Consider the following 11,273-nt stretch of genomic DNA (forward strand, 5'->3'; position numbering starts at 1 on the left):
GATTAAGCGATTGCCCGGATAGGTAAAATCCTGTAAATCTTGTAATCTGTTTAGTTGTGGTTCAGACAAAAAATGCGACCATGTAAATCGTGATTCTGACAAAAATGTTCAAGCAAAATTATACTCATGTCAATAAAATCTTAAAATATTGTGATAGCCTAAAGTTTTATTATTTTTGACCACATAAAATTGAAAAACATGAACTTTCCAGCTGAATTAAAATACACTAAAGACCACGAGTGGATAAGAGTTGAAGGCAATGAGGCTTACATAGGTATTACCGAGTTTGCTCAGGGCGAATTGGGCGATATTGTTTACATCGATATTGCTTCCCTTGGAAAAGAAGTTGGTAAAGATGAGGTATTTGGAACTGTTGAGGCAGTAAAAACCGTATCGGACCTGTTTATGCCGGTTGCCGGAACAGTAAACGAAACCAATCCGGCCCTAACCAACGAACCAGAGCTGGTAAATTCAGACCCATATGGCGAAGGCTGGATGGTTAAAATCACCCTTGCCAACGCGGCTGATGTTGATTCACTATTATCTGCCGACGAGTATAAAGCAGTGGTTGGTGCTTAAATGAAGCTGTTTTTAAAATATCATAGGCTCACTATTTTGTGGGCCTTATTTATTTTAGTGATGTGTTGCGCCAACCTGGGCGATGTTGGTGATTCGTCAATGTTTTTCCCGGGCTTTGATAAACTTACGCATACCGGTTTCTTTTTCACGCTTGTTGTACTTTATTGTAACGGGGCAGTAAGGCAACAAAAGCCTGTGCCATTTTCGTATAAGCAAGCAGTTTTAGTTACCGTAATTGCCATTGTATTTGGTGGGCTGATAGAAATTCTTCAGCTCACTATTTTTACCTGGCGCAGTGCCGACTGGAGCGATCTTTTTGCCGACAGCCTGGGTACCTGTATGGGTATTTTTAGTGTAATGGTAACATTAGCAGCAAGTGGTTATGATAAAAAGTAAGTTTATACTATTAGGGGCGGCAATAATGCTGATGAGCGCATCATCATGCGGCATATTTAAAAAGAATTGCGGCTGCCCTCATTTTGGAAAGGTGAAAACGCATAATAAAGATATGCAGATGCGCAAATATGCGGATGTGCAGATGATTGGATAATCCTCTTTTGTGTATTTGTTTTATTAAAATCCTCTAACCCAATAAATCCATTTAATCTTGGTTCAGACAATTGGAGATTGCCACACTAAGCCCGCAATGACATGTTGCAGAAGAACATGTAACAAATCTTAGTTCCGCAATATTTGTCACATTAAAACAACATTCTCTCATCCCACGTCCATATCTGCAAATTACCCCCTTGGCATTATTTGGATTTAATATAAATAAGACTACATTTGCTTTTGGTTAAAATTATACGATGACACTTTCACAACTTGAAGTAGGCCAAACAGGAATTGTAAAGGAATTTACCGATCTGGAAATGTCGGTAAAGCTGATGGAGATGGGTTGCCTGCCGGGCGAGGAGATCAGGATTTCACGTATTGCCCCCCTTGGCGATCCTATTGCCATTCATGTTTCGGGCTACCAGTTAAGTCTGCGTAAATTTGAAGCCTCCACCATTATTTTGCAGTAGTTTTATAAATTGAAAGCCGACATAAGAGTTGCACTTGTAGGAAACCCCAACACCGGTAAATCAACTCTCTTTAATATTTTAACCGGTCTTAATCAAAAAATAGGAAATTTTCCTGGGGTTACTGTTGACAAAAAAACAGGATTTTGTCAGCTGCCTGATGGCCGCACCGCCGAGATCATTGACCTCCCCGGCACTTACAGCATCTATCCAAAAAGTAAAGACGAATCCATCGTATTTTCTGTACTGGCAGATAAAGCCAAAGGCATGGTGCCCGATTTGATCGTGGTGATACTGGATGCATCAAACCTGAAGCGCAACCTGCTGCTTTATACCCAGATAGCCGATTTAAAGATACCCGTTGTGGTAGCTTTAAACATGATAGATGTATCTGAAAAGGCAGGTATCAAAATCAATATTGATCTGTTTGCCAAAAAACTGGGAGTACCGGTTGTCCCCATTTCTGCCCGCAAGATCAAGGGTATAGATGAGCTTAAAAAAACCATTGCCTACGCCAATAAAATAGCCCTGCAACAGGATACTATTGATGTAGACGCCATCGCCCCACAAATTATAGCGCAAATTAAGGATGATCTAAAGATCGAAAACCCTTATTATGCACTGCAGCTTGCCCACCAGCACGAAACGGTAAGCTACCTCTCCACACAGGAAAGCGACCGTATTGAGCACCTGGAACAGGAGTTTTCATTCCATTCGCAAAAGGCGCAGGCTACAGAAACTATTGCCCGTTATAACTTTATAAATGATTTGCTTTACGATACTGTTAAAAAGCCAGAAACGGCTCATGACGAAACCGTAAGCAATAAAATTGATAAGATACTTACCCACAAAGTATTTGGCTTTGTAATTTTCTTTGCCATATTGATGTTCATATTCCAGGCCATATTTTCATGGTCGGCATATCCTATGTCGCTCATTGAGGATCTGTTCATCTGGCTGCAAAGCGTGGTTACCAAAGCTCTGCCCGCTGGCCCGCTGGTTAGTTTGATAAGCGATGGAGTACTGGCAGGTTTAAGTGGTGTAATGGTATTTATACCTCAGATAGCCATTTTGTTTGCCCTGATCTCTATCCTCGAAGATACCGGCTACATGTCGCGCGTTACGTTCATGATGGATAAGGTGATGCGCAAGGTTGGCCTCAACGGCAAATCGGTAGTGCCGCTCATAGGCGGTTTTGCCTGCGCTGTACCATCAATCATGAGTACCCGCAACATCGAGAACTGGAAAGACAGGATGATCACCATCATGGTAACCCCATTGGTGGCCTGCTCGGCCCGTTTACCGGTTTATACTTTGTTGATAGCACTGGTTGTACCCAACCGCAATGTATGGTGGATTTTTAACCTACAGGGTTTGGCGCTAACAGCCATGTACCTGCTCAGCATTGTATCAGCGGTGGTAGTGGCCTTTGTCATGAAGTTTATTTTAAAGGCCCGCGAACGTGGTTACTTCATTATGGAATTACCGGTATACCGGATGCCGCGCTGGAAAAACGTTGCATTCACCATGTATGATCGTTCTAAAACGTTTGTATTGCAGGCGGGCAAGGTAATTATAGCGGTATCTATCATACTATGGGTATTAAAATCTTACGCTCCAGGCGATACCTTTGCCCGTATCGACCAAAAATACAGCCAGTCGCAGTACACCAAAACCATGACTCCTGATAGTCTGAATAAGGTTATTGCATCTGAAAAACTGGAAACTTCTTATGCCGGTGTGTTCGGCCATATGATAGAGCCGGTGATAAAACCGCTTGGGTTCGACTGGAAAATAGGCATAGCTCTCATCAGTTCATTTGCCGCCCGCGAAGTTTTTGTAGGCACCATGGCCACCATTTACAGTGTGGAAGGCGATGCCGATAAAATGGAGTCGGTACAGCAAAAAATGCACAGCGCCACCAATCCGCAAACGGGGCAACCGGTGTTTACGTTAGCAGTGGCGTTTTCGCTCATGATGTTTTATGCTTTTGCCATGCAGTGCGCAAGTACCGTTGCAGTAGTGTACCGCGAAACCAAAAACTGGCGTTGGCCCGCCGCCCAGTTCGCATATATGACCTTGTTAGCATATACCGCCAGCTTTATTGTTTATCATTGGTTGAAGTAGGCTTTAGTCTATTGTCAACAATCAGTGGTCGATAGATTACGGTCGATAGTTCGCAGAATCTGAAAACTTTACAAACCATCGACTATGGTCTATTGATCATCAACTACCAAAAATCCTTATCTTTGTATTGAGGTAAAAATTGGATAAAGTAAAAGTTTTAGAAAAGTATCTTCCAGCAGAGGCGGCTCCTTTGATAGGCCGCTGGATTGATTACTTTAAATGCGAGTTTAAAATTTCGCGCAACCGCGGTACCAAATTTGGCGATTACCGTTCGCCCTATGGCGGTAAAGGCCACCGTATTTCGGTCAATTACGATTTAAATCCCTACGCTTTCCTGGTTACAACAGTACATGAGTTTGCGCATCTGCATACCTGGAACGAGCATAAGCAAAAGGCCAAACCGCATGGTATTGAGTGGAAAAACAACTTCAAAAAAATGATGCAGCCATTTTTTGAGAAAGATATTTTCCCGGGCGATATCAAACACGCCATCGTTAGTTATTTAGATAATCCCGCTGCTTCCAGTTGTTCAGACTTGAACCTGTACCGCTCGCTGCGTAAGTATGATGCCCAAAAAGAATCAATGCTTACCGTAGAGAAAGTACCCTTCAAAGCACTCTTCAAAATTAAAGGCGACCGCGTTTTCCGCAAAGAAGAGCAATTACGCAAGCGTTTCAAATGCATAGAGATTGCCACTAAACGGGTCTACTTATTTAGTCCGGTCGCAGAAGTAGAATTGGTGCAGGATTAAGGTATTACGCTGAACCGCCGGTTATTAAAACGCAGATCTGCTTGGCGTAGTCCCGCTCTTGGCCGCGGGAAAGGCCAGTTACTTTTTTCTTGATAAAAGAGTAACCAAAAAATCAAGACAAAAAAAAGCTTCCCCCCACAGGCAAAACTCCCGGCCCGCTTTTTTGTCGGGCCATTACCCGCATTTTTTTATCATTCCACGTATACCATCCTTCAGCATTCTATCCTTTATTTTAAATTCTGTTCATTCTCTAATTCAGTGAATTCTGATTCAAACATTCAGCAGACCAGCTTCGGGCGAAAAGCAGGCAGAACATGTTGGCCTGTGTATTGGCAGGGGCATTAGCAAACCTTGCCGAAGCCGTGGCATGAGCGAACGAAGTGGGGTAAGGTTTAGCAGCCCGTGGTTCTGAATGCTTTGAGGGGAAAAGGCCTCGTGCGGCAAAGAAGTCTTTCTGCTGAAAGCCTTTTTGGTTACTTTTGTGGCGACAAAAGTAACTGGCTCTCCCGCGGCCAAGAGCGGGTATACGCCCTACATGAGGAGATTGCTTCTTTCCTGGCAATGACACGCTTTATAACTCAGACAATATTGACAAGCACACACCATATTAAATCCTTACTTTTGCCTCATGACAAACGTTAAATCATTTGTGAATAATCCTTATCAGGAAAACACCTATATTTTATATGATGAAACCGACGAGTGTGTAATTATTGACCCGGGCATGTATACCGCTTCAGAACAAAACGAAGTGGTTAATTTCATCAAAAACAATAATCTTACCCCGGTACTATTGCTGAATACCCATTGCCATATTGATCATGTGCTGGGCAATAAGTTTGTGTTTGATAAATACGGATTGAAACCTAAATTTCACATCGGTGAGTCGGAAGTGTTGGCCGCGGTAGTGTCATATGCACCGCAAATGGGCATACGTTATGAGGTATCACCGCTACCTGATGAATATTTACCTGAAACGGGCACTATACAATTTGGCAATACTACATTGCACCTGATATTTGCGCCGGGCCATTCACCGGCATCATTGTGTTTTTATGATCAGGAAACAAATATTTTAATTGGTGGCGATGTATTGTTCAGGCTCAGCATTGGCCGTACCGATTTGCCGGGCGGCAATTTCAGCACACTGATGGATAGCATTGAGAACAAGTTATTCCGTTTGCCCGACGATTGTACCGTTTACCCCGGCCACGGTCCCGAAACCACTATCGGTTACGAAAAACAAAATAACCCGTTTATGAATTAAGCGTGTGTTGAGGTTGTACGTTATACGTTTTACGTAGTACGTTAGCAAAGCAAAAAATTAGTATTTTACAACTCAGGAAAAACGTATAACGCAATACGTAAAACATACAACTTCAATTGAACACCGCGGTATATATAGCTAAAAGGTACTTGTTTTCGGGCAAGAAAATGCACGCCATTAACATCATCTCGGGCATATCTATGCTGGGGGTCTTGATTGGGAGCGCGGCCCTGATCATTATACTGTCGGCATTTAACGGATTGGAGAAAGTTATACTGGCATCATACAGCAACTTTACTCCCGAAATTAAGATTGAGGCACGTATAGGCAAAACCTTTGATCCTAATACTCCTTATTTCAATAACCTGCGTAAAGATCCGCGACTACTATCATACACCGAAGTTCTGCAGGAAAAAGTGCTTATTAAATACGGCGACAGAACCTTTTTGGCTACCAACAAAGGTGTAAGCGATGATTTTTTGAAGAATAAACGGCTTGATAGTACCGTACAGGTAGGCTCCTTCACTTTAAAAAGCGGTGGTCATTATTTTGCAGTTATTGGCGCAACTATACAGGCTAACCTCGGTATCAATGTAAAGGATGAGCTATCGCCCATACAAATATTTTCGCCAAGGCGCGAGGTGGTAAATTCAGCCAATCCGTTAAACGAATTTGTGGTACGGGCCATCAATCCATCGGGAATGTTTGCCATACAGCAGGAGTTTGATGATATTGTGGTAACCCCCATCGAGTTCACCCGCGATCTGCTTGATCAGCCAAAAGAAGTTTCATCTATAGAGCTTACGTATAAAAAAGGAACTCACCTGTCATCCGTACAAAACAAATTAGTTGATGATATAAGCAGCCGTTTTACTGTAAAAAACCGCAAAGAGCAGGACACGGAGCTATATAAAACCCTCAACTTTGAGCGTTGGTCAATATATATGATCTTAACCTTTGTGCTCATCATAGCAATATTTAACATCATTGGCTCGTTAACCATGCTGGTGATAGATAAGCGGCAGGATATTGCTATTTTAAGCAGCTTGGGGGCCAATAAACAAATTATTCAGGGTATCTTCTTTTTTGAGGGCCTCATGATTTCGGCCATTGGCTGTATTGCTGGCGTGGTGTTGGGTTTGGTGTTTTGCCTTTTACAACAGCACTACGGTTTTATAAAAATGGGTGGCACCATGTCAATGATTGATGCTTACCCTATTGACCTTGTTGCGTCTGATTTTGCTTTGGTATTTTTAACTGTTGGAATTATATCTGTCATAGCATCAGGCATAAGCGCCAGACTAAGCGTTAAAGGTTTGGACGAAATCAAACAGGATTTGTAAATTTGTTAACATGAGGATAAAGTATATTAAATATTCCGCTTTTTTACTTATTTTAATTGCTGCATGCTCATGTAACAGAAATCAGTCAAAAACTAATGAGCCTACTGTTTTTAAAGGTTTATATAGCTTTGGCCCCGAAATAAAATCGTTTAAGGATTGCGATAGCGGCCGCGAATTTTGGGTGGCAGATAGCTCGGCCCAGTTGGAGTTACAATACTCGCAGCTCAACTTTGAAAAACCTTATGAGCCGGTTTACGTTGAAGTTGAGGGCATCAAATCAAAATCGGGTAAGGAAGGCATGGGGTCTGAATATGACAGTACGCTTGTTGTAAAAAAAGTTATAAAAATCACCAAAGAAATACCGCAGGATATCTGCAATTAACGGTTATTGATAAGCCTGTGTAGCTGGCAATTTAAAACCAAATAAATAAAACTCATCTGCCACTGTGGCGTTAAACTAATAATTATGGAATCAAAACGTCAGCAAAAATTTGCCGGAGTAATACAGCAGGATCTGGCCGCGATATTTCAGCGCGAAGGCATGAACTATTTGCCTAATACACTGGTTACAATAACCAAAGTACGTGTAACTCCCGATTTGGCTATTGCCCGCATATTTTTAAGCTTTTTTGGCAATAATAACCTGCAGCTGGCCCTGCAAACCATCAAATCGCATGCTTCCGAAATCAGGTACAAACTGGGTGCCCGCATTAAAGATCAGGTGAGGATAATTCCGCAGCTTGAATTTTTTGTGGACGATACCAGCGAGTACGTGGAACGTATGGATAAAATATTTGAAAAAATAAGCAAAGAGGAACGCCAGCCCGATACTGAATAGTTAGTATTGGGATGAGCCTGCTTGATCAGCTTAAAACTTATTTGCATAACCACCCCAACACCATTGGCAAGGTGGTTGATTATAATGCCGGCACTGACCGGCTTTTTCCGTTAGATTTTACCGCCGCCAATACCGAACTAACTACAGCTATCATTGCCGATACACAGCGATTTACCAACTGGGTTAATGAGAAACTAAAGGCTAATAATTGCCGCTATGGCATTGGCGGTTACATGGAACACCGTACCATTTACGCTGTAAGCTCCCATTTTGATACCGAAGATGAACCCCGCAGGCTGCACCTTGGTGTCGATATCTGGGGCGATGCCGGTACACCTATTTATTCGCCGCTTGATGGTAAGGTGCACAGTTTTCAGGATAATAATAACCTTGGCGATTACGGCCCCACCATTATACTTCAGCATAACCTTAATAGCTTAACACTGTACAGCTTATACGGCCATCTAAGCCGCGAAAGTTTGCAGGGACTCACTGTTGGTATGCCAGTGCATAAAAACCAGCAGATAGCCACATTGGGCAATAACCAGGAAAATGGTCAATGGCCGCCGCATCTGCACTTTCAGTTGATGTTTGATATGGAAGACAGGCATGGCGATTATCCCGGCGTATGTAAATACTCCGAAATGGAAAAGTACCGGATGAATATTCCAGACCCTGGTTTGATATTAGGGTTTTAATCTTTCAGGATAAATTCCACCCCGCTCATTAAACTATATATCTCTTTTATTGTCGATATTTATAGAATGGTAAAGCGCATGTTTATACTTGCTTTTGTTTTGACCGCTACGGCCCTTACAGCCCTTGCCCAACCGGCATTTAAGGGCGGCGACCAAGCATTTGCCACATTTTTAAAGAACAATATTGTTTACCCCGAATATTCCAGCAGAAACTGCATCTCTGGTATTATTGATGTCAGTTTCAGGATCACTAAGAACGGAAAGGTTGTTGACGCTACCGTACAACGGGGTTTAGGGATTGATCTTGACGAAGAAGCGCTACGGATCATTAAGCTAACATCGGGCAAATGGATAGTGCCTGATGATTATAATGAGAACACACGCCTGGTACAGCCGGTGCGTTTTAGCCCCGATCAAACCAATTGTGGCTCATCACCCAACGCTGCCGATATTCAGGCTGCCATTACCAGCTACAAAATAAGGCAGGAACTTGAAAACGCTGTAACCAATTATTACAGCAACAAATACCAGGGCAAGGCCGATACTTCAAAAGAAGCAACCATCATAAATCTGAAAAAACAATTAGGCTTTGATGATGAGCTGATAGGCGACCTGTTGCAGCAGGCCAACAAAAAATTAAAACAGGGCGATCAGGAAGGTGCTTGTACCGATTGGACTTTTATCCGCAACATAGGGAGTAACCGGGCCGATAGTTTTATTTCAAAATACTGTAAGCATTGACCGCTTACAAAAAAAGCATATAGCTTACATGCTTTAAAGTTTGCCTTAATTTTTCAAGGGCAATACCAACCTGGCGCTCCACCGTTTTGGGTGATATGTTAAGCTGGCTGGCAATTTCTTTATACTTCATATCGCTGAAGCGGCTCAGCACAAAAATCTCCCGGCATTTTTGGGGCAATGTATTAATCGCGGCGTTTATCTGTAACGCTAATTCCTTCTCTTCATAGCCACTTTCAACCGTACTGCGCACTTCATCCAAAAGATTGTTCTTTTCCAGATAAGTCACATATAAATTTTCAATTTTTTGGTGTTTTAAATAATTCAAACTCCTGTTTTGAACCATCTTAAACAAATATGAGCTTATTGACGATGCAAATTTAACATCATGCCCATTTTCCCACAAAAAAGTAAAAACATCAGCAACAATTTCTTCAGAAACAGAAACATCATTAACAAAACGGTTAGAAAAAAGCGTAAGTTTTGTATAATAAAGCTTAAATAAAACTTCAAATGTTTCAGAATCGCCCCGAACAAGTTTATTATTTAAAAAATTTTTGCTTTCGGTAATCATTTATTCATGCTTAATCAAAATGAAGTACTTTTTAAAAATCTTTAACAAGTTAGTCATTTTTTTTTAATTGTTTCAAATTTAATATGGAAATAATGTTGAATTAATGGCAAAACATTTGGCATAGTGTACACCCAACACAATTATTTCGGGCTTTTGAAGCTCAATTCCGAACATTATTAAAAAAATATTTCGATCTTCTTTGAGGGTATGTCTCTTTCTAATTGTCTTGCTATTATAAGAGGAATGAATAACGAAGAAATAAAACTGCTTTTAGTAAAATACATTACCCGCGAGGCTGATGAAAATGAGATTGACCAGGTAAAGCAATGGGTAAGCGCTCATCCAGAAAATGAGCAGTACTTTGCACAGCTTTATGAAACCTGGCAAAATTTACTATACCTGAAACCTGAAGTTATTGATGAAGAAAAAGCCTTTGATAAATTTTCGGCAGCTAATATACCAGCGCCTCGCCCAACAAGGTACAGGCAGTTATATAAATGGAGTAAGGTAGCGGCAGCTGTAGTGTTATTTGGCGTGCTGGCAGTAATATTAAGCAGGCACTATTCTAGAAACATTGAAAGCATAAGGGAAGTAGCGGTTAATAAAGGCGGCATTAAAAAAGTTGTTTTAACAGATGGAACCCTTGTTTGGTTAAACGCGGGCAGCAAGTTAAAATACAATACAGATTTCGGCAAAAAGAACAGAACCGTTAACCTGGAAGGTGAAGCATTTTTTGAGATAGCGCCGGGCAAAAAAACAATCCCGTTCATTGTAAATACAAAAAATTACACTATCAGGGATATTGGCACTAAGTTTAACCTGAAAGCCTACCCTACCGATTCATTCTTTGAAACTACGGTTGTAAAGGGAGAAGTTTCTGTTGAAGGCAATGTGGATAACAACGCCAGGGAAATGAGCCGGATATATGTTAAACCCCGTCAAGTGCTGCGTATATATTATCCTGAGCCCAAAGAAAAATATACTTATAAACCCGATGATACGCGCGATCTTAAAAACCTGAACGAGATACAGGTTTTACAAATAGACTCGGCCCGAATGAACCAGTACGATGGGTGGAAACAGGACCTGCTGGTATTTGATGGCAATACGCTTAACGATATATCAAAAGTACTGGAGCGCCGCTATAATGTAAAAATTGTGATGAATGATGCCAGCTTGCAAAATATCCGCTACTCGGGCAGTTTCAAAAACATAAGCAATATTGACAAGGTTTTGAGCCTGATAAAAAGCAATACCGATATTGATTATGCTATTGCCGGCAATACGGTAACCATAACTAAAAACAACAACTAACTATAACAATTAAACAAACTTT

13 protein-coding genes are annotated in these 11,273 nt (G+C 41.4%); 12 read left to right on the forward strand and 1 reads right to left on the reverse strand.

Annotated features, from left to right (window positions below; genetic code table 11):
• Positions 1 to 198 precede the first annotated feature (198 nt).
• The 11 genes from gcvH to QWZ01_RS19700 all read left to right on the forward strand — a co-directional run bounded on the left by gcvH (position 199) and on the right by QWZ01_RS19700 (position 9,366).
• Positions 199 to 579 carry a glycine cleavage system protein GcvH gene (gene gcvH, locus QWZ01_RS19650; protein WP_290326297.1) on the forward strand — a complete coding sequence of 127 codons (381 nt, stop codon included), beginning with the start codon at positions 199 to 201 and terminating at the stop codon, positions 577 to 579.
• Positions 580 to 975 carry a VanZ family protein gene (locus tag QWZ01_RS19655; RefSeq protein ID WP_290326299.1) on the forward strand — a complete coding sequence of 132 codons (396 nt, stop codon included), beginning with the start codon at positions 580 to 582 and terminating at the stop codon, positions 973 to 975.
• Between the two features lie 413 nt (positions 976 to 1,388).
• On the forward strand, positions 1,389 to 1,604 hold the full coding sequence (locus tag QWZ01_RS19660; RefSeq protein WP_290326301.1) for a FeoA family protein: 216 nt from the start codon (positions 1,389 to 1,391) through the stop codon (positions 1,602 to 1,604).
• Between the two features lie 9 nt (positions 1,605 to 1,613).
• Complete coding sequence (gene feoB, locus QWZ01_RS19665; protein ID WP_290326303.1) at positions 1,614 to 3,728, forward strand: ferrous iron transport protein B; 2,115 nt, start codon at positions 1,614 to 1,616, stop codon at positions 3,726 to 3,728.
• 139 nt (positions 3,729 to 3,867) lie between these two features.
• Complete coding sequence (locus QWZ01_RS19670; protein ID WP_290326305.1) at positions 3,868 to 4,479, forward strand: SprT-like domain-containing protein; 612 nt, start codon at positions 3,868 to 3,870, stop codon at positions 4,477 to 4,479.
• Positions 4,480 to 5,107: 628 nt separating this feature from the next.
• Positions 5,108 to 5,746 carry an MBL fold metallo-hydrolase gene (locus tag QWZ01_RS19675; protein ID WP_290326306.1) on the forward strand — a complete coding sequence of 213 codons (639 nt, stop codon included), beginning with the start codon at positions 5,108 to 5,110 and terminating at the stop codon, positions 5,744 to 5,746.
• Between the two features lie 116 nt (positions 5,747 to 5,862).
• Positions 5,863 to 7,089, forward strand: coding sequence for an FtsX-like permease family protein (locus tag QWZ01_RS19680; RefSeq protein WP_290326308.1), 1,227 nt, complete (start codon positions 5,863 to 5,865; stop codon positions 7,087 to 7,089).
• Positions 7,090 to 7,099: 10 nt separating this feature from the next.
• On the forward strand, positions 7,100 to 7,471 hold the full coding sequence (locus tag QWZ01_RS19685; RefSeq protein WP_290326310.1) for a hypothetical protein: 372 nt from the start codon (positions 7,100 to 7,102) through the stop codon (positions 7,469 to 7,471).
• A gap of 84 nt (positions 7,472 to 7,555) precedes the next feature.
• Positions 7,556 to 7,927, forward strand: coding sequence for a 30S ribosome-binding factor RbfA (gene rbfA / locus QWZ01_RS19690; RefSeq protein WP_166094943.1), 372 nt, complete (start codon positions 7,556 to 7,558; stop codon positions 7,925 to 7,927).
• Between the two features lie 11 nt (positions 7,928 to 7,938).
• Complete coding sequence (locus QWZ01_RS19695; RefSeq protein ID WP_290326314.1) at positions 7,939 to 8,625, forward strand: peptidoglycan DD-metalloendopeptidase family protein; 687 nt, start codon at positions 7,939 to 7,941, stop codon at positions 8,623 to 8,625.
• Between the two features lie 78 nt (positions 8,626 to 8,703).
• Complete coding sequence (locus tag QWZ01_RS19700; protein WP_290326316.1) at positions 8,704 to 9,366, forward strand: energy transducer TonB; 663 nt, start codon at positions 8,704 to 8,706, stop codon at positions 9,364 to 9,366.
• A 4-nt stretch (positions 9,367 to 9,370) separates the two neighbouring features.
• On the opposite strand, the gene QWZ01_RS19705 is transcribed toward QWZ01_RS19700, so the two are convergent.
• Positions 9,371 to 9,937, reverse strand: coding sequence for an RNA polymerase sigma-70 factor (locus tag QWZ01_RS19705; protein ID WP_290326318.1), 567 nt, complete (start codon positions 9,935 to 9,937; stop codon positions 9,371 to 9,373).
• Positions 9,938 to 10,180: 243 nt separating this feature from the next.
• Here QWZ01_RS19705 and QWZ01_RS19710 point away from each other — a divergent pair, with 243 nt between their 5' ends.
• Positions 10,181 to 11,251, forward strand: a complete 1,071-nt coding sequence (locus QWZ01_RS19710) for a FecR domain-containing protein (protein ID WP_290326319.1) — start codon at positions 10,181 to 10,183, stop codon at positions 11,249 to 11,251.
• The last annotated feature ends 22 nt before the right edge of the window (positions 11,252 to 11,273 follow it).

It is taken from the genome of Mucilaginibacter aquaedulcis (assembly GCF_030409325.1).
Lineage (GTDB): Bacteria > Bacteroidota > Bacteroidia > Sphingobacteriales > Sphingobacteriaceae > Mucilaginibacter > Mucilaginibacter aquaedulcis.